Raw genomic sequence first — 23,720 nt, 5'->3', positions numbered from 1 at the left:
GGAGTAATGAGAGTTCTTATTGTTGGAGCAAATGGAAAAGTGGCCAGACATAGTCTCCGTCACTTTAAGGATTCCGATAAACACGAAGCTGTCGCGATGATTCGGAAGGAAGAACAGGCTTCAGAGCTCAAAGAGCTTGGCGCCGCAGAAACAGTGATAGCAGATTTGGAAGGAGATATTTCACATGCATTTAAAGGGATAGATGCAGTGATATTTGCAGCCGGTTCCGGTCCTCATACAGGTGCAGATAAGACGGTGCTCATTGATTTATGGGGGGCAATTAAAACAATTGATGAAGCGAAGAAGCAAGGAGTCAATCGTTTTGTAATGATAAGTTCAATTAATGTAGATGATCCGGAGGAAGCCCCGGAAAAAATGCGTCACTACGTGGTAGCAAAAAAATTAGCAGATGATCACTTAAAAGCTAGCGGTTTGGACTATACGATTGTAAGACCTGGTCCTCTTACCAATGATGACCCGACAGGGCAGCTTTTAATAGAGGAGAAAATCGGACATCGAAACGGGGAAATCACTCGTGGGGACGTAGGTCATGTCGTTTTTGAAACGGTAGATAAGGAAAATACCCACCACAAAGTGTTTGAGATTCTAAATGGTGAAGCACTGCTGGAAGAAGCTATTCAGCATGTATAAGGTTTAATGAGATGGAGTCCCGGTCGTAATGATCGGGACTTTTTTTCGTGCATAAGAAAATGGTATTCTTCATGTATTCTTCATATTTAAAAAATACAATAATGATGGTAAGCAAAAAATAACCCAATTCTATGTTTTTTCTTTAAAATAGAGAAGAAAGGGGGAGAGACAGTTGCAAAAACAAGAATTCAACATTAAGGGGATGACTTGTGCCTCCTGTGTGAATAGAGTAGAGAAAGTTGTTTCGAGAATAGAAGGAGTTTCATCTGTACATGTTAATTTGGCAACCTCTAAAGCTATGGTAACAGCAGAGGAAGAAATAAATCAGGACGCTGTACAAAAAGCTGTGGAGAAAGCAGGCTTTGAAGCGGAACCAGCAGATAACATAGACAAACAGACAGAAAATCTTCAATTTAAGATAGAAGGAATGAGCTGTGCCTCCTGTGTGAACCGAATAGAAAAGATGATATCCAAAAAAGACGGAGTTCAGGCCGTCAGTGTAAACCTGGCTGCCGGGCAGGCACAAGTGGAAACATACAAAGGAGCAGTCCCGGCCGGTGAGATAGAAAAAAGCATAGAAAAAGCCGGGTTTTCTGCATCAGTGGTCAATACAAAAGTACAAGAGAAAGAAGCGAAAAATGATCCTCAGGAAGAAGAGGCATCTCACCTTAAAAAGAGCTTTTTATGGAGTGCCGTTGTGACCACCATTGTACTAATTGGAAGTATACCCCATATGATGCATGGGTGGGGAAACTGGGTCCCAGCCTGGCTCTCTTCCCCATTTTTATTGCTGATTTTAACAACATATGTGCAGCTGGGTCCTGGATGGCGTTTTTACCACAACAGCTATAAAGTGTTAAAGCATGGGTCAGCGGATATGAATGTATTGGTAGCGATGGGAACTACTTCTGCCTGGCTGTACAGCGGGGCAATGACCCTATTCCCGGATACACTGACCGCTGCAGGATTTCCGTATCAACTTTATTACGATGTAACAACAGTTATCACCACGTTAATTCTTTTAGGTCGTTATTTTGAGGCGAAAGCCAAGGGGAAAACATCTACAGCCATCAGGAAGCTTATGAATATGCAAGCCAAGACTGCGAGAATTGTAAGAGGAAATGAAGAAATGGAGGTGCCGGTGGAGGAGGTTCAGGTTGGTGATCTGATAAGTGTTCAGCCTGGTGAAAGAGTTCCTGTTGACGGATCTGTGACTCGGGGTGCTTCTTCAATAGATGAATCCATGTTAACTGGTGAATCCCTTCCTGTAGAGAAAAGAGAAGGGGATGAAGTTATTGGTGCTACAATTAATCAAACGGGCCACTTTACTTTTAAGGCGACGAAAATAGGAAAGGAAACAGCTCTTTCACAAATCATAAAGATGGTAAATGAGGCACAGGGATCAAAGGCTCCGATACAGAGGGTTGTTGACGTTGTATCTGCCTATTTTGTACCTGCGGTTGTACTCATTGCATTTCTCACGTTTGTCATATGGTTTTTTGCCGGGCCTGAGCCGACGTTTATTTTTGCTTTGACAACTTTTATTGCTGTCTTGATTATTGCTTGTCCTTGTGCCTTAGGGCTTGCAACTCCTACAGCCATTATGGTGGGCACTGAAAAAGGGGCTGACAATGGAATTTTGATTAAAGATGCGGAAAGCCTTGAACGCGTCCATAAGGTAGATGTTGTGGTGCTGGATAAGACAGGGACCATTACAGAAGGAAAGCCTAAGCTGACAGATGTTCTCCCGGCCGAAGGATTTGATGGAGATACATTGTTAACACAGGCTGCCTCTGTTGAGAAAGGGTCAGAGCATCCGCTGGGAAAAGCGATTGTTGAAGGAGCAAAGGAAAAAAAACTTTCCCTGCAGGACCCTGATCATTTTCAGGCACTTGTTGGGCGCGGACTTGAAGCAAATTTAAATTCAAACAAGGTATTAGTTGGAAATGAGAAGCTGATGAAGGAACGAACCATAGATATTTCAGACTATAGCGAACAAGCTGCTGAGTTAGCTGAACAAGGGAAAACCCCTATGTACGTTGCAGTTAACGGGAAGTTTGCAGGTCTGGTGGCTGTTGCTGATACTTTGAAAGAAAATGCAGCAAGCGCTGTCCGTTCTCTTCACCAAATGAATTTAGAAGTGGTCATGCTTACTGGCGATAATGAAAAAACGGCTAAAGCCATTGCCAAAGAGGCTGGGATTACACGTTTTATTGGGGAGGTTCTTCCAGAAGATAAAGCAGCTGAGATAAAGAAACTTCAAGGGGAAGGAAAAAAAGTGGCAATGGTTGGAGACGGCATTAATGATGCTCCAGCTTTGGCACAAGCCGATGTCGGCATAGCTATTGGCACAGGTACAGACGTGGCCATGGAACTGCGAGTATCACGTTGATGCAGGGAAATATTGAAAAAGTGGCTACTTCTATTAAGCTGTCAAAAGCTACGATGAGAATGATCTGGCAAAACCTTGGGTGGGCTTTTGGGTATAATATTCTTTTGATTCCGGTAGCTGCGGGTTTATTGTACCCTCCTGCAGGAATTCTGTTAAATCCGATGCTCGCTGGTGCAGCCATGGCTTTCAGCTCTGTATCTGTGCTGTTAAATACTTTGAGGCTTCGAAGATTCAAAGCAGTGCCTTCCAGGTAAGATGAAGAAGGGCGTTAAGGCATGCCTCGCTTTCTATTGAGGCATGTTTCTATACAACTGAAACGTGACATTTATCTGAAGACAGTGTGTATGTATTGAAGTGCCTGTCCTATTCATGAGAAAATAGGAACCATCAACTTGGAATAGAAAAATTGGGGGATGAGTATGTCAAAGAAGCGTAGATTTATTATGCGCTCTTCTGTCCTTGGGGTATTGGCCATAACACTTGCTACGTATTTTATACAAACTTTATACAAGAAGAACAAACTCTTGTTCAAGAAGGAGATGCTGCCCCGAATTTCTCCCTTTACAATATGGAAGGGGAACAGGTAGAGCTTGCAGATTATGAAGGACAGGGTGTGTTCTTAAACTTTTGGGGAACATTTTGTCCTCCTTGTGAAGACGAAATGCCATACATGGAAAACCAATATGAGGTGTATGAAGATCAAGGAGTTGAAATTTTAGCAGTAAATGTTGGAGAGTCTGACTTGGTGGTTGATCGTTTCGTCAGCCGGCATGCCTTAACATTTCCTATACTACTAGATGAAGATCAGGCTGTTCTTGACCATTATGGTGTAGGCCCCTTGCTTCTACTTTTTTAATTGACGCAGAAGGGGAAGTAGTGGATATTATCACTGGTGGAATGACAGAAGAGCATGTAGCAGAATACATGGAAAGAATAGCTCCTTCCACATAAGACATAACAACTAGCTGTGCCACCCGGTTTTTAATGAAGCCGGGTGGCATTTTCAAAAGGGAGTGATCTTAGATAGGCAGGGACGAAAATATGGAAAGAGATATTACTTTTAAAGCAGTGTGGGCAGGTTTTTTTATCTTTATTTTCATTGGCTTTATGATCCTAATTTTTGGTATGGGAGATGAAAGATGGTTTTATCTCCTGTCTCTTTTTGGCGTGGAGAATATTTTTTTTGAGCTTATCGCAGGGATAGCCGGCGGAGGAATTTTTGCGGGCCTTACCTGGCTTGTCTATAAGTTCAGCCGGGCTTCCTTTCCAAAAAATGAACAAACAACCTTGATTCTGCAATTAATGAATAAAAGGTTCGGCATAGCTACCATCGCCTGGGGGGCAGGGGTTTCTGAGGAGTTTTTATTTCGAGGAGTTCTTCTTGGCTTACTTTGGATTCACTTTAATGAAATATGGGCACTTTTGATATCTTCTCTTGTTTTTATGGCTTTGCATATTCCCCAATACAAAGGTAGTTTGGTTATGCATACCATTGTTCTGATGATGGGATTATTTCTTGGCTGGCTTTTTATTCAGACAGGAACGTTATGGGCTCCGATTATGGCTCATGCTGTATATAACGGAGTAATCTCTTATGCAATTAAATATAGAATTCTACCTATAGAAAGTGAAAGATAGGGAAGGGGGAAGTGATTTGCAAGAGATCACATCGGCAGAAGAACTTGAGAACGTCCTTGATGATAACATGCAAAGAGCCTTTTTACTTTTAATCAAGGCGCCGCGGTGTACGGTCTGTGAAGCAGTTGAGCAGCAGCTGACCAGTTTCATGAACGCGTATTCCTCGGTAATAGTTAACAAAATTTCCTTGGAAAAGGTGCCTTCTGTATCCGGGAAATTTCTGGTTTTTGCAGCTCCTACTATTCTGATCTTTAAAGGTGGAAAAGAAGTATGGCGTGGCTCTAGGTTTATTTCTTATGATGAGATGGAAAGGGTTTTTCGTAACATGTAAAGAGGCTGGATGATAAAAAATATTTGTTAATTCAGAAAAACGCTGTTATTTCCAAGGAAATAACAGCGTTTTTCATAGCAAACAGATATGTGTAGTTTGGTTTGACATCGGTGGGGAGACTGTTAAAGAAATTGAGTAATATCAAGAAGACTTCCGTTTTTTAGAGAAGGATCGTTTAAGAGGTTTTCCAGCGCTTCAGCTGCTTTCTCCGGAGGAAGCAGCTGGCCTTTTTCCTTGTAGGCGCGAAACTGTTCTACTTCCTTAAATTCTTCTTTTGTTCTTGACCGAATCGCTTCCTGCATGGAAGTGTCCACGATCCCTGGAGCGAAGGAATAGATTTGCACAGGGTTATTTCCTTGCTCTTCCTGTTCGAGGGCGGCTGTCTGCGTGTAAAGGTCTAAACCAGCCTTAGCGCTGCAATACGCTGTCCATCCATATATAGGCTGCTTTCCAGCGCCGGATGAAATATTTACAACTTTCTTGTTCGCTTCAAACTCCTTACTGTGCTTAATAAATTGTGATGTGAGTATCATTGGTGCTGTTAGATTTACTTGAATGTTTTTTGCTATGTCTGCTGGTTTTGTATTTTCAGCCGGAGAGACGGGATCAATCATGCCGGCGTTATTTATTAAAATAATTTCATTTGACTCCTCGGGGGAAATAACTTGAAAGACAGCTTCCATTACTTGCTCAGTCTGGGTAGTATCAGAAAGGTCAGCAGAAAAGAAGTCAACCGCTGCTCCTGTTCCTTTGGCTTCTTCTACAATAGCCGTACTCTTTGTTCTCGATATCAAAAATAAGTGATGACCAGGCTTTAGAAAACGGGAAGCGACAGCTTGTCCAATCCCTTTTGAAGCTCCTGTAATAATAATATGCTTCATTTTCGATTCCTCCTTTGAGGTAGTAGAGTGGTTTGTTGCCATGGTAGCAGATTTTGGCATCCTTTTTCCAAAAAAGAAAGCTGTTCGTTTGACAGCTTTCTTTTATTCCTGCTCCTGGTGTTCTTTAAATGCTGCAATAGCCCTTCTTCTTTCTTCCTCTGGAATGTCATAGTAATAGATTCCATTTTCTGTTGTACTTTCACCACTTAGCTCAAATGTTTCCATATTACTTTCTGCCCCTTGGTATTGCTGATAAATACTTTGTATCTCATCAAAGGTCATATTTGTTTCGATATTATTTCCGAGGATATCCAACAATTGATTCGCCTGGACAATAGATTGAAAAGAAGAAGCCCGTTCAGCTAATGCTTCGATAACCTGACGCTGTCTTTCGTTTCTCCCCAGGTCTCCTCTCGGATCTTCTCTCCTCATGCGCACATAGTGGAGTGCTCGTTCCCCATCTAGTTCAATAGTTCCTTCAGGATAATGGTAAGTATTCTCTCCTATTTCATCACCTTGATCGAATTCAAAGGGATTATCTACTTCAACCCCTCCCAAGGCGTCTACAAGTTCTCGAAATCCATTCATATTCGATTGGATCACGTAATCAAACTCATGTTCTAGAAACTCTTCGGTTGTTTCAACGACCAGAGGAGTTCCTTCGTAGGCATACGTGTGGTTAATTTTATCCGGCTGATTCCTCCCAGGAATGTCCACTCGTGTGTCTCTTGGAATATTGAACATAACAACTGATTCATCAGCCTGATTCACAGAAACAGGCATAATCACATCAGCTCTTCCTGGATCATCCGGTCTGTCTCCAATACCAATTAAAAGGAAGCTTACACTGTCAGCTTGTGTAAGGTCATTATCCACGTCTTCCTGTTCACTGGAAAAAGATTCACTTTCTTCGGGAGTACTCTGTTGTTCTGTTTCTGCGCTAAAGTTCTCATTCATCTGTTCCATGCTTTGTTCTGCTTGCTGATAAAGGTAGAAAGCATAGCCTGCGGCTGCACCAAATATCAGTGTGAATGATAAAAGAAATATAAGAGTGATTTTTTTCCACATGTAATCTACCTTTCAAGAAAACCGTATGTTAAGTATTTGTGTGATAACTGTCACATGCCAAGAGTCCTTTTCTAAGTATGATAGAAGCAGGATCAATGGTACTCTTATCCCCTTTTTTACTTTTGATAAATCCTTAATTAGAGGGATAGAAGAAAACAAGACTTATCTTTTCGCAAGAAGCTCTTTTTGCAGGGCGGTTAATCTGCGCATCACTATAAGTAAACAAATACCTGATAGAACGAAAAGAACCTCTGAAACAATAAAGTTTTGGGTGTCGTTCAGAAGGAATTCAATCGTTTCTCCTTCTGTCCAGAAATTTACCGGATTTGATGCTAAGTAAGAAGATATGAACGTGATCCACCAGACAAAAATAATCAAAGTGTGTCCTTTATTTGGTTGATTGTTGTTTTTTTGCTTCAGGTGGCTGGTATAAAGGTGGAACATAGATATGAGGGGGAGAACCAGGTTTACGAGTGGAATGAAATAAAAAGCAACTCCCCACCCAGGTGTATAAACTACTCCCTCAAGATCCATGATGCGGGCATTTTCATGCATCCGGTAAAGCCAGAATAAGTAAAAGACGATTGAAACCATAAATATGAGGGTGTTAGGCAGATGAATAAATAAACTGATCATCCCGAGTGTTTCCATGTCGCTGCTGCTAATCTGATCAAACGTTGTGCCAGGATCGTACGCATTAAAAATACCAGCTTCAATTAGACTTGCTGCAATAGATATGATGGAAAATACAATTGTCAAAACAATAAAAATAACAGAAACCTTTGCTCTTCGGCCAGGATCTTTTGAATGTTTGTTATGTAGGGCTTCTTGTTTCATATTGTCCTCCTTGCACTTTTTTCATAGCAGGAAAAATTCCTGCCATAGACCATACTACAATATTTTGGGTCGTTAGGTTAGAGAAAAAATATAATTGGCAGGGAGTGGAGGGGAGTGCGGGGAAGTAAGAAGAGTATAATAATGGAAAGTTGAGGAGGTACACGTGCAAAATATTAAAAACACAGTAATGGAAGTAGTGTTAGCTGTTCTTCCTATTACTTTTGTTGTCATTATCCTTCAGTTTTCACTTTTATGGATGCCTGCTGAAATATTTTTTCAATTTTTGGCAGGGGTTGTGATGGTAAGTGTTGGTCTTATTTTATTTCTTCTGGGAGTTCACGTAGGACTGCTTCCTGTAGGAGAAATGATAGGGGCCGCACTGCCTAAGACAAAAAAGATCAGTTTAATTATCTTTTTCGGTTTTTTATTAGGCTTTGTGGTTACCTTGGCAGAGCCTGATGTTAGGGTACTGGCCTTACAAGTGGATTTGGTTTCCGGCGGAGAGGTCTCTCGAAGCCTTCTTATTTATTCTGTTGCAGCCGGAGTAGGGGTTTTTGTCGCTTTGGCAATGGCCAGAATTATATTAAATATAAAAATTACTTACCTCCTTGCAGCAGGATATGGCCTTGTCTTTTTACTGGCTGCTTTCACGCCTGCTCATTTTGTTCCGATTTCTTTTGACGCTGGGGGAGTTACCACCGGCCAATGACTGTGCCGTTTATTTTAGCTTTAGGAATAGGGGTTGCTTCGGTTCTCCGGGGAAAATCGGCTTCCAGCGATGGTTTTGGACTTGTTGCCCTTGCATCTATCGGACCGATTATTGCTGTTTTGCTAATAGGGGTGTTTGGTGGATGATTGAGAATTTATTTTATGGATTTTCCCATGTGTTAGTTGAGGTCTTTTTTGCATTAATCCCCCTTGTCGTATTTTTTGCTTTATTTCAGCTTATTTATCTGAAACTTCCTTTGAAAAGGCTTCTTAATATCGGTGTAGGTATTATTTTAACGTTCTTTTGGGCTTGCTTTTTTCCTTCAGGGTGTTCATATAGGGTTTTTGCCGGCTGGGGAAGCCATGGGGGCAATTCTCGGCGAGCTGCCAAACAGGTGGATATTGATTCCAGTCGGGTTTGTACTGGGTTTTGTGGCTACCTTTGCTGAGCCTGCCGTACGAATTCTAAACCACGAAGTAGAAAAGGTATCAGGCGGGTACATTTCCCAAAGAGTGTTATTGTTTACTTTGTCAATTGGAGTAGGTATATCAATTGCCCTGTCCATGGTTAGAATTCTGGTTGGAATACCCTTGTGGTATTTTATTATTCCTGGCTACCTGGCTGCTCTGGTTATGATGAGGTTTTCCTCAAGAACTTTTACATCTGTCGCTTTTGATTCTGGCGGGGTGGCCACTGGTCCAATGACAGTAACATTTATTCTCGCGATGGCCGTAGGAATCGCCGGGACAGTGGAAGGGAGAGATCCTTTGCTGGATGGATTTGGTATGATTGCGATGGTAGCCCTTGCTCCAATTTTAGCTGTTTTAACATTAGGCCTACTTTATGGACGTGAGGAGAAGAAAAATGAAGATGACATTAAATCTGAGGCATAAATTAGTCGTTTCGATTCTGAAAAAAGGTTATGCAAGAAAAGTAGTAAAGGCTGCCAAGGAAGCGGGAGCTGAGGGTGCGACCATATTATTTGCAAGAGGAACCGGTATCCATGAAAAGAATAATATTCTGGGCATTACTAATGAACCTGAGAAAGAGGTCGTCCTTATACTGATAGAAGACGAGAAGGAAGAAGAAACATTAAACAGGATTGTGCCTGCAGGAAAACTGGATCGCCCTGGATATGGAATTAGCTTTGTTCTTCCAACAAAGGGCATAGGCGGTATTGTACATTTGATGGATAAGCTTCAGGATGGACAAAAGAATCCGGAAAGGGAGGGAGAGAGGATAGTGAATGAAGATACTGGAAAAGAGTATTTAGAAAGCTCTATTCATTACGATCTGATTGTCAGTATTGTTAATAAGGGGCAATCAGAAAAAGTAGTAGATGCTTCCTGGGAGGCAGGCGCAGAAGGCGGGACCATCTTAAACGGCAGGGGAACAGGTATTCATGAAAAAGCAAAGCTCTTTTCAATCCCAATCGAACCAGAAAAAGAAGTCATCTTAACACTGATCGACCGGAACAAGACTGAGCAGGTTCTTACGGCAATTACAGAAAAAGCAGAACTTGATAAGCCGGGAAAGGGAATTGCCTTTGTCCTGGGAGTGGACAAGACCGTAGGTATTAATCACATTCTGAATAAGATGGTTAATGAAAAATTTAAATCAGATAAGAAGATGAAAGCAAAGAAAAACACTAAATAATACATCCTAAATAATCCCATCCTCTGACAAAGGTCGAAATAAGGTTTAAGGTTTTCTCTTCACAGGAAGAAGAAAAAGAGCAAGCCTTTTGGCAGACATGTTTTCAGGGGGAAGAAGCCATGGCTATTGATGCGATTATTACAGGACTGGTGTTTATCACGATTCACCTTTTAGCAAATAATATATTGCCTGTTGCCAGGGTAAGGCAGTTAAAGTGGCTTTCGTTTTCCGGCGGAGTTGCTTGTGCCTATGTATTTGTTTATATTCTGCCTGCTTTGCATGAGGAACAGCAGGATTTTGGCGCCCAGACCACTGAAGAATTTGTTATGGAGTCGGAGCTCTATTTCTTTGGTTTGCTGGGCCTTTTGATGTTTTACGGCATGCAAAAAGCTGTGGATGCTCGTAATGAGAAGCAGGGTGAAAAAGGGAAGTCAGGTTCCTTTTTCTGGGTACAGGTTATATTCTTTTCTATCTATAATTTTATGATCGCCTATATCGTTATTGCCACTGAGGTGGAAGGCATTCAAGCTGTCTTCTATTCTACAGCGATTGGGCTTCATTTTATGGCCATCGCACATGATTTATGGCGAGAAGATAAGGAACGTTACAATCGGACAGGACGTTTTGTTCTGGCTGGAGGCATTATAGCAGGATGGATCATGGGTATGATGGTAACCCTTTCTTCTTTTGTTCTTTCTATCATCTTTGCTTTTGTATCTGGGGCAATTATATTAAACGTCCTCAAGAATGAGCTCCCATCGGAAAGAAACGCTCATTTTCCAACGTTTGCCCTTGGGGCTATGTCGTACACACTGTTTGTTATGGGAATTAAATTTTTCTTTGAATGGTAGATGTCACTGTTTTATTGGAAGGAGCTTCTCGTAATGAGAAGCTTCTTGATAATGTTTGTCTGGACGTGTTGAAGGTTAGATAAGAAAGAGAACACTTGAAAAGGAGGCAGCGTAAGGTGGGTAAAAAGTCAGATGGGAATTTAACAGGCATGGTCTTCATTGTTTCTGCTGCAGTTGTGACCCTTATCACCTTGTGGGGATTTATTTGGCCTGAGCATATGGAGATGAACATGGCTTCCGCTTTGGAAGTAGTGATAGATACATTTGGATGGTTTTACGTAATGGCAACCGCTGTACTCGTTTTTTTCTGTTTTTATCTAGGGCTCGGCCCCTATCGTTATGTTAAGCTTGGAAAAAAAGACGATGAGCCTGAGTATTCTTACTATACATGGATCGGAATGTTATTTGCAGCTGGTATGGGTGTGGGTCTTGTGTTTTGGGGTGTGGCTGAACCAATGTCTCATTTTGTAAATCCTCCTGAAGGAGTTGAGCCGGGGACACAGCATGCTGCCGAGACGGGTCTTCTTTATGGGGTGTTTCATTGGGGGATTCACCCTTGGTCTATATACGCAACAGTGGCACTGGCACTGGCTATTGCCAAGTTTAGAAAAAACCTCCCTGGCTTAATTAGTTCAGCCTTCTATCCTATTCTAGGGGAGAAAGTAAAAGGACCTATCGGAAAATGGATAGATATTATTGCGGTAGTAAGTACAGTAATAGGGATTGCTACCTCTCTTGGTCTGAGTACAATGCAGGTGGGAGGAGGCCTGTCTCAGGTTATAGGGCTGGAGAATGACAACTTTCTGCAAATGAGTATCATTGCCATCATTACCCTTGTGTTTTTAACATCTGTACTTACCGGCATCAATAAAGGAATGAAATACCTGAGTATAGGAAATCTCACCCTTGCCGGCATTTTAATGGTGACCGTAATTATTGTAGGTCCCACTCTATTTATTATGGAACATTTTACAATGACGGTCGGTTCGTATATAAGTAACTTTGTTTCTTTGTCCTTTTTTACCACCCCTTACACAGACAATGAGTGGGTAGGCGAATGGACTTTTTTCTATTGGGCTTGGCTTATTTCCTGGAGTCCTTTTGTTGGTACGTTTATAGCTAGAGTGTCAAAAGGAAGGACAGTTCAGGAATTCATATTCGGGGTATTATTAGTACCTACAGCAGTCTCTGCTCTGTGGTTTGTAGCTTTTGGAGGAACAGGACTTCACCTTGACATTACCATGGGTGCGGGTTTATCTCAGCTTATCAGTGAGGAGCCGGAAGCGGGACTGTTTATTGTCCTGGAAACCTTGCCTCTAGGTTTTCTGTTAAGTGTTGCTGCATTGATATTAATTACAATCTTTTTTATTACATCTGCAAATTCAGCAACCTATGTACTTGGTGTATTTTCTTCACGTGGAAATCTGGAACCGGCAAACACAATTCTTGTCGTGTGGGGATTATTGATTTCAGCGATCGCTGCAGCCTTACTGCTAAGTGGAGGCATTGAAGGGTTACAAGCAATTGCAATTACCATCGCTCTTCCCTTTACTGTGATTTTGTTAGTAATGGTTTTCGCTATCCATCGATCTTTGAAAGAGGGTTATCAACAAGAGCCTATTGGTGTGAAAAAGGAAGAAGAATAAGAACTTCTCTGTTTGTTCCCCGTTTTCTTTTCCTGGTCCTGGGGAAATAACACTACAGATTGCTTTCCTTGGAGGGACTAAAAGTGGAAAAAATGTACATTAATGGTAACTTTGTAGAAAGTAAAACCCATGAATATATTGATGTAGAAAATCCGGCCACTGAAGAAATTTTGGGAAGGTTCCTAACGGAAACGAATATGATGTGGAAGAAGCTGTTAAGGCGGCGTCTCGGGCACAAAGAGAGTGGGGAAAACGCCCGGCAATAGAAAGGGGGAAGTACTTACTTTTTATTGCTGACAGGCTTGAAGAAAGAAAAGAGGAGTTTGCTCAGCTCCTCACTAAGGAACAAGGAAAAACACTGCCACTTGCCCGCGATGAAATGGATATTACAATTGAATACTTCCGGTACATGGCCGGATGGGCTAGACGATACGAAGGTGATGTCATTAATAGTGACCGCCAAAATGAAAATATTATTTTGTTAAAGAAACCAATTGGAGTGGTTGCAGGAGTCGTACCGTGGAATTTCCCGATGTTTGTGTTGGCAAGAAAGGTTGCTCCTGCCTTGATAACCGGGTGTTCCATTATCATTAAGCCGAGTCAGCAAACCCCGTTAACCGCTGTTAAATTTTCAGAGGTTATTCATGAATCAGAGCTGCCTCCAGGGATCTTTCAATTAGTTACTGGAACCGGTTCTTCTGTTGGCACTCCTCTGGCTTCACACAAGAAAGTAAGCATGATTTCTTTAACAGGCAGTACTCCAGCTGGTTCAAAAGTAATGGAGGCTGCCGCGCGGAACGTAACAAAAGTAAATCTCGAGCTTGGGGGAAAAGCTCCAGCTATCGTCAGTAAGTATGCTGACCTGGATCTTGCTGCAGAAAAAATAATTGAATCACGCATTATTAACTCCGGACAAGTGTGCACGAATGCTGAGCGAGTTTATGTGCAGGAAGAAGTAGCAGATGAATTTATTGATAAAATTGTAACAAAAGCAAAGGAAATACGTTACGGGAATCCCCTGGTTAAGGAAGACATCGAAATGGGGCCGCTTGTAAGTAAGAATCAGCTGGATTCTGTTTCGGAAGCTGTGGAAAAAGCAAAAGCAGCCGGTGCTAAAGTGCTGGCAGGCGGACAGAGAGCAGACACAGAAAAGGGTTATTTCTTTGAACCAACGATATTAACCAATGTAGGCCAAGAAATGGATATCATGCAGGAAGAAATTTTTGGTCCGGTTCTTCCTATTACGACGTATCATTCTTTTTCAGAAGCTATCGTCATGGCAAATGATTCAGAATACGGCCTTTCATCTTCTATCTTTACAGAAAATTATCATGAAGTGATGCAGGGTGTTAATGAATTGGAATTTGGTGAAGTCTTTGTGAATCGGGAGAATTTTGAAGCGTTGCAAGGATTTCATGCTGGCTGGAGAAAATCAGGAATAGGCGGAGCTGATGGAAAACGTGGATTAGAAGAATTTCTTATTACTACCGTAGCGTATATGGAATACGAACGATAAGTAAACGATCAAGAAAAAGACATCTAGCGAAAGAGAATCTTTGCAAATTGCAGAAAATGCATTGACAGGTTTCTGAAATCAGCGTATATTCATGTTTGTGTTGGAAAAACGTAATATTTCTCGTTAGGTGAGGCTCCTGTACGGAGAGACGCTGCTGCCCAAAAATGTCCAAAGACGCCAATGGGTCAACAGGAACCATCGATATAAGGTGGTTTTTAATGCAGCTGGCATAGCCTATGCCGTACAGTGCTAAAGCTCTACGAATGGGTAGCATGTTCTGTTTTGAGCATCTTTGTGCTGATTTAATAAGCGCTCTCCATTTGTGGAGGGCGCTTTTTTTACTCAGTTAAAGAAGACGTTTCAGAAAAATTTTAGGAGGTGAGGGAATTTTATGGACAGCAGTCCGGATTCCAGTTTTAGGTGCAGTGTAGTATATAAGGCTTTTAAGTCAGTGCGAGGATCGATTCCCTCATTTTGGATACTTTTAAAAACAAAGTAAATTAATGAATCAGGGACTCTATCCTCTTTTAAGAAGGAGGGAGAGCAATGGTTAAGTTAAATGATCATACCAGAGAAGAGTATATGAATAATATACTCGATATTTTGGAAAACAAAGCCATTGAGCAATTTAGAAATGCTTTTTTAGAGCTTCATCCAGCTGATCAGGTGGATCTTTTCAGCCGCCTGGATCAAGAAAAAAGAGCTCGTGTCTATGAATACCTAAGCCCCGAAGAATTTGCAGCTATCTTTGAAGGGCTGGAAGTAAATGATCAAAAAGAGATCGCCCTGGAGCTGGATAAAGAATATGCTGCAGAGATGTTTAACAACATGTACGCAGATGATGTAGCAGATTTTCTCGGTGAACTGCAGGAGGATAAAGTATCTGCTATATTAAAAGCAATGGATAAAGAGGATGCCCAGGATGTTAAAGAGCTTATGGCTTATGAGGAAGGTACAGCCGGGGCCATTATGACCAAAGAGTTTATCTCTATTAAGGCTACTGATACAGTGGCAGATGTGATCGAATTACTACGAAGAGAAGGACCCGATGCAGAAACAGTTTACTACTTATATGTAACTGACGAGTATAATAAATTGGCAGGTGTTGTTTCTCTTCGTGATCTGATTATTGCAGCAACGGATGAACCGATTATAAATATCATCAGTACGCGAGTGGTCTCAGTGCATGAGAACACTGATCAGGAAGAGGTGGCCAACCTTATCCAGAAATATGACTTCCTGGCAGCACCAGTGGTAACAAGTACAAATGAACTTGTGGGGATTGTAACTGTTGATGATGTTATTGATGTTATTGAAGAAGAAGCAACCGAAGATCTTGGGGAATTCTCTGCTTCAAGAGGGGCAACAGACGTAAATGTTACAGCTTTCGAAGCAGCTAAAAAGAGGTCACCCTGGATTATTCTGCTGATGTTTTTTGGTATGATAACTGCTGGAGTGATTGGCCAGTTTGAGGAAACATTAGAAGCAATTGTAATACTATCGGCTTTTATCCCGTTAATTATGGATTCAGCTGGTAATACGGGAACTCAATCACTAGCCGTTGTGGTCCGTGGTCTTGCGACAGGTTCTTTAGAGAAGAAGGGTCTTTTTAAAATCCTTCGAAGAGAGCTTGGCACTGATGATGATTGGTTTAGCATGTGCGATCGTACTCATGGGCTTGATCCCTATTTTATATGATGGCAACATCTTATTAGCCTTTATAGTCGGAACTTCTATTTTCCTTTCTTTAACCATATCTACAGTTATAGGGGCAACGGTTCCATTGATTATTAATAAATTAAAGCTTGATCCTGCTATCGCTTCTGGTCCTTTCATTACAACAGTAAATGATATACTTGGACTGCTGATTTACTTCAGCATAGCAACTTCTCTTCTTCAGTATTTATAAATATGGCTACGAATTGTGAAAAGCGTGAGCCGGAGATTCTTACAATGAATCTCCGGCTTTTTTCATTCCAAACATGCAAAAAAACGTAAATGCTGGATAGATTTATTGGTTTTTGTGTAAAAATGGCTAATAGTTCAAAATCTTTATTTACAAAGGGTTTTTTTGTCAAGTAGAATGAGAGTAAGAGTAAAGGGGGCGATTCTTTTGTTCGTAAGGAATCAATTTTCAAACGAAGGCATGGAAAGTTGGAAAATTGCTGTTCAGGAAGCTGTCAATAACGTTGTGGCTGAGTCATTGCTTCTTGCTCCTGACCAACGCACGGAGATCCAGCTGTTAGACATCATGAAAAAGCATTGGAGAGATAAGGTTTCTCCTCTGTGGTTTACTAGTGATACCCTTTACTATTTATGGCTCATCCATGCTGCGAACCACCTCCTTCCTCGCATTGAAAATGAAGATGGTTACCTGGCCGGATATGTACAATATAAAGAGTTTCCGAGAGCTCTTTCTACGAAACATTTGACAGTGCCTCTTGTACGAGAGCAGCGGCTGCTGAAAGGGTATTTGTTTGAAAAAGAGGCCAAGGTTAAAATTCAGATTGCAGAGGCAGTTTCGGAAATGATGATACACAGCGAGTCCTCTTCTCCTAGTCATATTGCTATTTTTAGTATAGAAGCGGGAAAGTGGTCAATTTATAGAATGAATAAAAGAAAAGTATATTAAAAGCCTGCTCATTCGTTTAGAGAGCAGGCTTTTTATAGTTGCTTAGCAGACAATATAGAGTTAACCAGGTGGCGAGGAGAAAATCTCCTGTCGTAAGAACGGATTTTGTCTTGCCTTTATGAAAAAGCAGGCGGGTAATCTCCTTGGAGGATAAACCTTGATAGTGGTAATAAAGTGTTTCTTCCTGCAGCCACTCCAAGAACTCTTTTTTCTTTTCCAATGCTTCTCTTCCTTTAGGTACAATGCCAGCGTGCCCGCAGAATACGTTGCCTACCTTTAATGCGAGGACTTTTTCAAGGGACGCAATCATATCAGGAACTGATTCTTCCTTCATTCCATATTTTAAATGAGTTCCCAGAAATAAATCACCGGTATAGAGATGAGTGGTGTCAGGATCATATAAAACATAATGGTCAAACGAATGTCCTGGTGTATAAATGACTTCAAATGTTTTTGAATCAATCTGCAAGTGTTTATCAGCTGCTTCTCCATCGAAGAAGCTGTGAGGATTTCCCCACATTGCTTTACGGTAAAAGGGAAGGTCAAAGCCCTTTTTCAACTCAGCTTTTGTCTGCTCACCCATGTAAACAGAAGCTCCAGTTGCTTCTGCCAGACTCTTTATATTGCCGGAATGGTCTTCATGATGATGGGTTAGGAAGATGCCGGAGGGCCTGACAGCCTGAGCAAGCTGAAAGGCTGCCTCAGACGCGCAGGGAGGCCCTGAATCCACCATTAAGCCGGGGGGAGCGTACAGGTAAAAGTGAAAAACTTGCCCGAACAACTCCACTCTGCCTTGTATATAGTAAATGTCTTTATATTTTTTTAAAGAGGTGGATACTTTTCTAAACATTCTAAAAGACCTTCTTCCAATAATAACTTTTCTTTAAGCTCTATAAATACAAGCGGTGGCAGGAAACATGACGCTCTCCAAAAAGATATGGGGCAACACACTTGGCAGTCAAAGCAGATTGTTGGAATGCAAAAGAACCTTTAAAAGGCAGTTAACATAAATAAAGATGATAGATAACCAGCTAAAAATAAAATAATGCTCCCGCCTATAGAGAAAAGTACATAGAAAGCTGCCTGCTTTTTCTTCTTCTTGTATAGAAGGTTACTGTTTCGGTGCTAAAGGTGGAAAAAGTGGTGAAAGCACCAAAAAAGCCCAACCCCAGGAAAAGGTACAATGAATCATCATAAGCTTCAAGGGGAATCGCCTGAAAATATAAACCAAAGAAAAAGCCGAGTCCCAGAGAACCCACAAGATTCACGATGAGCATAGCTACAGGGAAGGGAGGCTCGGGAAAACGACTCATAAGCCATACGCCCGCCAGATACCTTGCAACGGCTCCTAATCCACCGCCTGTTAACACCCAGAGAATATTCATCGTATGGTCACCTCACGGCTTTTTTGCTTCTTTCCTATTTTCAGACCAAGGAAGAAACCTGTAAAGGCAAATGTCAAACCGCCGATAAGAGAAATAGATAGATAGACCAATGGCTGGACTACAGGGTGAATCCCCGCTAGAAAAAAGGTATCAGCAGCCAAAGTTGACATGGTAGTAAATCCGCCGCAAAACCCTGCTCCAAACCCTGCCTTTACCCATTCTTTGAGGGAGATATATGTAATAAGGCCGGCAAACAAACCAAGAAGAAAGCTTCCTAAAATATTTTCTATAATGGTTCCAATTGGGTATCCTAAGAAAAGTGTTTGAAAGTTAATGATATAACGAAAATACGTCCCTGCTGCCCCGCCAATAAATACAGCAGCAATGATTATCCATTTCATGGTTTTCCCCCTGCAGACACAAAATGTGGGTGACAATACCCTCATAAGAATATATATTACCATGGAAGCAGGCAGCATACAAAAGTGAGCGTGAGCGGTAGTGTGTGATGGGCTCAGATATACCAGGTACAGGATAAAAGCAATAAAAAATAGTCTATTCTCAACAATAGACTATTTCAGCGTTTTCAAGAGAAGGCTCAGCTCCTCAGGATTTGTAAGCATATCCGCCAGGGTATATTTATCAAGAACACTTAAATAGGCGTGAAGGGCTTCCTTAAGTACTCCTTTAAGGCGGCATCTACCTGATAAAATGCAAGTATTCTTTTCAGCGTTAAAGCATTCAACTAAGTCCAGGTTATCTTCTGTTTGCCTGACAACCCATCCTAAGTTAATGTCCTCAGGATCTTTGGCAAGACGTATACCTCCATTTCTTCCTTTTATGGTAGTGATAAGACCAGTTTTAGCTAGTTCGTGGGCCACCTTTGTTAAATGGTGGTAGGAAATATTATAGCTATCAGAAATTTCCCGAATACTTGTTAATGAGGGACGGGGAACAGTAGCTAAATAAAGAAGAACTCTTAGCGAATAATCGGTATAGATTGTAAGTTGCATAACATCCCTTCCTTTGCGAAGAAAGCGGGATAAGGAAAGTATATAATAACTCCTGTATCCTATAAAATCAGTGTAATACAGTGAAAATTTTTTTACCAATACTAAGTATAATTATCTTACATAGTTTTTAACTGGAAAAACGTTCTTTTTCAGTTCTCTTTGCTCGGGTTTAGGGAAAGATAGAGAAGGGGAAAAGAAGTTTTAGTGAAAAAATAAATAATAGCCAGGTGTTGTAAAGGAGGGAACAGGACCGCCAGGACGGCCTTACATGTATGACGAAATTACTGAAAAAGCTTTTTTGGCTCATTCCTTTAGCAGTCATGGTGTACGGTATTTATAAGCCGCTGCCCAAAGGTCTTTCTTACCGGGGAAAGATTCATAATGATAGTGCTATCCGTTTTCATTATAATCTGCGTTATGATACTGAACAGCAAAGCCATTGGGAAACACCATTATATGACAAAGTATGTTCAATGATAGAAGAGGCTGAGGAATTTATCGTTTGTGATTTGTTTTTATTTAATGATTACTACAAAGAAAAAGTAAAGTTCCCTCCTCTGGCTGATCAATTAACAGAGGAACTTATCCGAAAGAAACAAGATAAACCTCAGATGAGAATTTTATTTATCACTGATCCCGTAAACACTGTGTACGGATTTCATGAGTCTCCTCATATTGAAAGGTTAAAAGAGCATGGGGTAGAGGTAGTGATAACAAAGCTTGAACTTCTCCGGGATTCCAATCCGTTGTTTTCAGGATTTTGGAGAAGCTATATACGATGGCTTGGAGTGAGAGGTCAGGGATGGCTCCCCCATCCAGTGAGCTCAGTGCACCCTCAGCTGACGCTTCGCGCTTATTTGTATATGTTTAATATAAAAGCCAATCATCGAAAAGTAATCCTTACTGAAAAAGAGGGACTAATAACCTCTGCTAATCCTCATGATGCAAGTGCCTACCATGCAAATATTGGCTATTCTTTCAGAGGGAGAATGATTCAAGACATATTGGAATCTGAAAAAGCAGTCGTTGATTATTGCGGAGTTCATGAGCTTCCGGTTTGGAAGCCAGGATCTTCTTCACCTGTAAAAGAAAGGGAATCCTCCGTCCAGGTCTTAACCGAGGGGCAAATATGGAAGGATACCTTGAAGATAATAGAGGATGCTCAGCCTGGTGATGAGCTTCTGATTGCAACTCTCTATTTATCAGAGAGAAAAATGATTAGACAGCTGGTTAATGCAGCAAGGCGCGGGGTAAAAATAAAGATAATCTTTGACCAGAACATGGAAGCTTTCGGTCAGTCTAAAATAGGACTCCCTAATGTGCCAGTAGCTGAAGAGCTTAAGAACAGAACTGCTGACAAAATCAAGATACGATGGTATGAAACAAAGGGAGAGCAGTTTCATCCTAAGATGCTTATTTTAAAACGGGGTGAACAAGCGATCATTATTGCAGGATCAGCAAACTTCACTCGAAGGAACCTGAAAAATTTAAATCTGGAGTCAAATGTTAAGATCCAAGGCAATGTCAGCAATGAGGCAATCAAGGATTCCATAGCGTTTTTTAATCGTCTCTGGAACAACGAAGATGGCTTGCACACCGCTGCTTATGAAACATACAAAAGCTCTTCCCGATTTTTAAAATTCATTTACCGTATCCAAAAGCTCCTGAAATTATCGACCTACTAATAAAGAGGCTGGCACAAAATCCAGCTAATAAGAAGGCCCTCGCCGTCGGTGAGGGCTTTTGCTATAGCCATCAACCCATTTCTGATCAACAAAAAGGTGCCAGCTATCAAAACCGATAACTGACACCTTTTATTCCTTTTTAGAGACAGTTTTGTCCCAGCCCCTTTTCTTATTACTTTTCTTTATCTTCTGGATTGTTCTTTTTGTTTATTAATTTTTTTCCAGGTTTTTTCTTTTGCTCTGCTGGTGAAGACGATGTATCACGGTTGAAGTCCTCTATTTCTTCCTCAAGCTCCGTAAGAATTTCTTCTTTCAATCGTCTTCGTTCACGTTCTCGAGCCTGGTTCTTTTCTTTCTTTAGGTCCTGGATAAACATTTTCATCATAGAGACAACCATAACAAGCATGATTAATGAAAATGGCAGGGCAGCCACAATAGATGCGGTTTGGAGTCCCTCAAGGCCGCCGGAAAGAAGCAGGACCGCTGCTGTCCCGGCAATTAAGAAGCCCCATGCCAGCTTTACATACAAGGTAGGATTTAAGCTTCCCTGTGACGTCATGGCTCCCAGCGTATAGGAGGCTGAATCGGCAGATGTGATAAAGAAAATAACAATGAGGATAACCGCCAGCGCACTCATAATGCCGCCAAGGGGAAATTCAGCCAGAGTGGCAAAGAGAGCAAGCTCTACAGTATCCATGACAATCGCGGCAATGCCTGCATCATGAAAGATCTCCTGATATAGAGCCGAGCCGCCAAAGGCTGTAAACCAAACGACAGCCAGAAGAGATGGAACAATTAAGACGCCAGCTACAAATTCTCTGATTGTTCGTCCTCTTGAAATACGGGCGATGAACAGCCCCATGAATGGTGCCCAGCAATATGCCAGGCCCAATAGAAAATTGTAAAGGATCCCAGCCACACACTGTCAGTAAAAGGTGTCAGCGTTAAACTCATAGGGACAAGGTTAGCAATATAGCCGCCAAGAGTAGTGGTAATATTTTCAAAAATATAAACGGTTGGCCCTACGGCAATCATAAACAGGAGCAGAATCGCTCCGATTGTCAGGTTGATAACGCTTAAGTAACGAATGCCCTTGTTTACGCCGGTTGCTGCTGAGAACATAAACAAAAAAGCTACGATCCCAATAATAATCATTTGGGTGATAACGTTGTTTGGGATGTTTGTTAAATAGGAGAGCCCTCCGCTGATTTGCATGGCACTAAGACCGAACGTGGTAGCAACTCCTGTAGAGGTTGCAAGAACAGCAAAGATATCGATGCCTTTTCCAAAGGCTCCGTAAGCTCTGTTTCCTACTAATGGGTAAAAGGCTGAACTGATAAGGCCGGCTGGTCTTTTCGAAACTGCACGTAGCCTAAAGCTAGAGCAACAAGAGAGAAAATGGCCCATGGGTGAAACGCCCAGTGGTAGACTCCGTATCGAAGCCCCAGTTGGGCTGCCTGTGCTTCGGTTTCTACGTCCTGGCCAAGAGGAGTATCTACATAATAAAGTACTGGTTCAGCAACCCCCCAAAAGATAAACCCCACGCCAATACCTGCTGAAAACAGCATTCCAAGCCACGTATAGAATTTATACTCGGGCCTGTCTTCTGGTTTACCGAGCCGCAGCTTTCCAAAAGGACTGACGGCTAAGAAAATAACAAAGGCCACAAAAAAAGCAGCAACAATCATATAAAACCAGCCAAAGGTTTCGATTGTAAAGTTAAGGGCGGCCGTGGCTGTTGCTTCTAAATGGGAAGGACTGATAAACCCCCAGGCAACAAATGCCGCCACTAAAATAGCCGACACTGTAAAGACGATGTCCGGCTTTTTTGTTTCATAAGTATACTTTTCTTCACTCATAATCTCCCTCCAATAATTAAGATGTAGGTAACAGGGCATTATTATTCAATGTACCAGAGAGCTGAATGGGAAAAGGACAGATTGTTTGAAAAAGGGAAAGAAAAAGGGAATAGTACAGCCTCGTTTGATAAGTGTTACCACCGTTCACTTACTCTTTTATTATGGCTGTAGTATTCCCTATCTTAATTAAGTACAAACGGAACTTACGTAACTGCTTCAAAACGTTTTAAATCATTTTTGTGCCCAATTACAATTAAAATATCATCTTTATAGATTTTGTCATGAGCAAGCGGGGAAATATTAATATCTTTTCCTCTTCTAATTGCTAAAACAGTAACGCCATATTTGGCTCGGATATCTAAATCAATAAGCGAGCGGTTGTGTATAGAATTAGAAACGCCTATCTCCACAATGGCATATTCTTCAGATAGTTCGATAGAATCAATAACCTTATCAGAAATAAGGTGCTGGGCTATGCGGTTTCCCATGTCATGTTCGGGATGGATGATCTTATCAGCGCCTATTTTTTCTAATACTTTGTGGTGATTGTAGTTCTGGGCTTTGACCCACACTTGCATTATATCCATATCCTTTAAGAGCAGGGTGCATAAAATGCTGGCTTGAAGGTTATCGCCGATGGCTACGATCACATGGTCAAAATTTCCCACCCCTAAGCTTCGAAGTGATTTCTCATCAGTTCCATCTGCTACTGCGCTGTGGGTAGAATAATTAACCATCTCACTGACTTTGTCTTCAACCACATCGATTGCCAGTACATCATGCCCGAGCTATATAATTCTCTGCAGACACTTACGCCAAAACGTCCTAATCCTATGACGGCAAATTGCTTTTTCACCATGTTCCCCTCTTTCTTAAAACATCCTCGCAGCACAGGTCCGGGACGGTGCGGCCCAGTCACATGCTTCTAGCTCTTACAGTCAAATAAATACTGCCACTAGATACGATAAGT

At 41.5% G+C, this 23,720-nt stretch carries 17 protein-coding genes, 7 pseudogenes and 1 riboswitch; of the genes and pseudogenes, 15 read left to right on the top strand and 9 right to left on the bottom strand.

What is annotated here, in order from left to right:
• Window positions 1-6: 6 nt before the first annotated feature.
• From JCM19033_RS01360 to JCM19033_RS01340, 5 genes and pseudogenes are all read left to right on the top strand, one after another.
• On the top strand, window positions 7-651 hold the full coding sequence (locus JCM19033_RS01360) for an SDR family oxidoreductase (protein WP_054634998.1): 645 nt from the start codon (window positions 7-9) through the stop codon (window positions 649-651).
• A gap of 172 nt (window positions 652-823) precedes the next feature.
• Window positions 824-3,297, top strand: a pseudogene (locus JCM19033_RS01355) (heavy metal translocating P-type ATPase).
• A gap of 159 nt (window positions 3,298-3,456) precedes the next feature.
• Window positions 3,457-3,994, top strand: a pseudogene (resA, locus tag JCM19033_RS01350) (thiol-disulfide oxidoreductase ResA).
• A gap of 90 nt (window positions 3,995-4,084) precedes the next feature.
• Entirely contained in the window at window positions 4,085-4,681 is a 597-nt protein-coding gene (locus JCM19033_RS01345) for a CPBP family intramembrane glutamic endopeptidase (protein ID WP_054634997.1), read from the top strand.
• Window positions 4,682-4,697: 16 nt separating this feature from the next.
• The gene (locus tag JCM19033_RS01340; RefSeq protein ID WP_054634996.1) at window positions 4,698-5,012 is read left to right on the top strand and encodes a thioredoxin family protein; all 315 of its coding nucleotides are present in this window, start codon (window positions 4,698-4,700) and stop codon (window positions 5,010-5,012) included.
• 122 nt (window positions 5,013-5,134) lie between these two features.
• Here JCM19033_RS01340 and JCM19033_RS01335 read toward each other — a convergent pair whose 3' ends face one another.
• From JCM19033_RS01335 to JCM19033_RS01325, 3 genes are all read right to left on the bottom strand, one after another.
• Entirely contained in the window at window positions 5,135-5,893 is a 759-nt protein-coding gene (locus JCM19033_RS01335) for a (S)-benzoin forming benzil reductase (RefSeq protein ID WP_054634995.1), read from the bottom strand.
• Between the two features lie 102 nt (window positions 5,894-5,995).
• Entirely contained in the window at window positions 5,996-6,961 is a 966-nt protein-coding gene (locus tag JCM19033_RS01330) for an LCP family protein (protein WP_054634994.1), read from the bottom strand.
• A 162-nt stretch (window positions 6,962-7,123) separates the two neighbouring features.
• A complete protein-coding gene (locus tag JCM19033_RS01325; RefSeq protein ID WP_054634993.1) occupies window positions 7,124-7,798 on the bottom strand; it encodes a DUF4328 domain-containing protein in 675 nt (224 codons plus the stop codon).
• A gap of 163 nt (window positions 7,799-7,961) precedes the next feature.
• Between JCM19033_RS01325 and JCM19033_RS01320 the strand changes: the two are divergent.
• The 9 genes and pseudogenes from JCM19033_RS01320 (at window position 7,962) to JCM19033_RS01285 (ending at window position 16,808) form a co-directional block, all read left to right on the top strand.
• A pseudogene (locus JCM19033_RS01320) lies at window positions 7,962-8,653 on the top strand (DUF1538 domain-containing protein).
• Window positions 8,650-9,400 (top strand): annotated as a pseudogene (locus JCM19033_RS01315) (DUF1538 domain-containing protein). Before JCM19033_RS01320 ends, JCM19033_RS01315 begins: the two co-directional pseudogenes overlap by 4 nt.
• Window positions 9,372-10,163, top strand: coding sequence for a P-II family nitrogen regulator (locus JCM19033_RS01310; RefSeq protein WP_054634992.1), 792 nt, complete (start codon window positions 9,372-9,374; stop codon window positions 10,161-10,163). The pseudogene JCM19033_RS01315 and the gene JCM19033_RS01310 overlap by 29 nt, the downstream one beginning before the upstream one ends.
• A 119-nt stretch (window positions 10,164-10,282) precedes the next feature.
• Window positions 10,283-11,014 (top strand): hypothetical protein, encoded by a 732-nt coding sequence (locus JCM19033_RS01305; RefSeq protein ID WP_054634991.1) that lies wholly within the window; start codon window positions 10,283-10,285, stop codon window positions 11,012-11,014.
• Between the two features lie 116 nt (window positions 11,015-11,130).
• The gene (locus JCM19033_RS01300; protein WP_306301184.1) at window positions 11,131-12,660 is read left to right on the top strand and encodes a BCCT family transporter; all 1,530 of its coding nucleotides are present in this window, start codon (window positions 11,131-11,133) and stop codon (window positions 12,658-12,660) included.
• An 83-nt stretch (window positions 12,661-12,743) separates the two neighbouring features.
• A complete protein-coding gene (locus tag JCM19033_RS26975) occupies window positions 12,744-12,926 on the top strand; it encodes a hypothetical protein (protein ID WP_306301183.1) in 183 nt (60 codons plus the stop codon).
• Complete coding sequence (gene aldA / locus JCM19033_RS01295; protein WP_306301182.1) at window positions 12,863-14,176, top strand: aldehyde dehydrogenase; 1,314 nt, start codon at window positions 12,863-12,865, stop codon at window positions 14,174-14,176. Before JCM19033_RS26975 ends, aldA begins: the two co-directional genes overlap by 64 nt.
• A 112-nt stretch (window positions 14,177-14,288) precedes the next feature.
• A riboswitch (M-box (ykoK) riboswitch) is annotated at window positions 14,289-14,451 on the top strand.
• A gap of 271 nt (window positions 14,452-14,722) precedes the next feature.
• A pseudogene (mgtE, locus tag JCM19033_RS01290) lies at window positions 14,723-16,085 on the top strand (magnesium transporter).
• A 204-nt stretch (window positions 16,086-16,289) separates the two neighbouring features.
• On the top strand, window positions 16,290-16,808 hold the full coding sequence (locus tag JCM19033_RS01285) for a hypothetical protein (RefSeq protein WP_054634990.1): 519 nt from the start codon (window positions 16,290-16,292) through the stop codon (window positions 16,806-16,808).
• 16 nt (window positions 16,809-16,824) lie between these two features.
• Here the strand turns inward: JCM19033_RS01285 and JCM19033_RS01280 are convergent, their stop codons facing one another.
• The 4 genes from JCM19033_RS01280 to JCM19033_RS01265 form a co-directional block, all read right to left on the bottom strand.
• Window positions 16,825-17,658 carry an MBL fold metallo-hydrolase gene (locus JCM19033_RS01280; protein ID WP_054634989.1) on the bottom strand — a complete coding sequence of 278 codons (834 nt, stop codon included), beginning with the start codon at window positions 17,656-17,658 and terminating at the stop codon, window positions 16,825-16,827.
• 205 nt (window positions 17,659-17,863) lie between these two features.
• Window positions 17,864-18,193 (bottom strand): CrcB family protein, encoded by a 330-nt coding sequence (locus JCM19033_RS01275; RefSeq protein ID WP_269757908.1) that lies wholly within the window; start codon window positions 18,191-18,193, stop codon window positions 17,864-17,866.
• Window positions 18,190-18,594 carry a CrcB family protein gene (locus JCM19033_RS01270; RefSeq protein ID WP_054634988.1) on the bottom strand — a complete coding sequence of 135 codons (405 nt, stop codon included), beginning with the start codon at window positions 18,592-18,594 and terminating at the stop codon, window positions 18,190-18,192. The genes JCM19033_RS01275 and JCM19033_RS01270 overlap by 4 nt, the downstream gene beginning before the upstream one ends.
• 171 nt (window positions 18,595-18,765) lie before the next feature.
• On the bottom strand, window positions 18,766-19,206 hold the full coding sequence (locus tag JCM19033_RS01265) for an Rrf2 family transcriptional regulator (RefSeq protein ID WP_054634987.1): 441 nt from the start codon (window positions 19,204-19,206) through the stop codon (window positions 18,766-18,768).
• Window positions 19,207-19,478: 272 nt separating this feature from the next.
• On the opposite strand from JCM19033_RS01265, the gene JCM19033_RS01260 reads away from it, so the two are divergent.
• On the top strand, window positions 19,479-20,891 hold the full coding sequence (locus JCM19033_RS01260; protein ID WP_054634986.1) for a phospholipase D family protein: 1,413 nt from the start codon (window positions 19,479-19,481) through the stop codon (window positions 20,889-20,891).
• 172 nt (window positions 20,892-21,063) lie between these two features.
• Here JCM19033_RS01260 and JCM19033_RS21780 read toward each other — a convergent pair.
• Window positions 21,064-22,750 (bottom strand): annotated as a pseudogene (locus JCM19033_RS21780) (BCCT family transporter).
• Window positions 22,751-22,953: 203 nt separating this feature from the next.
• Window positions 22,954-23,609 (bottom strand): annotated as a pseudogene (locus JCM19033_RS01240) (TrkA family potassium uptake protein).
• Window positions 23,610-23,720 lie beyond the last annotated feature (111 nt).

The sequence above is a fragment of the Thalassobacillus sp. C254 genome, assembly GCF_001310615.1.
This window is presented reverse-complemented; position numbering and strand designations above follow the sequence as displayed.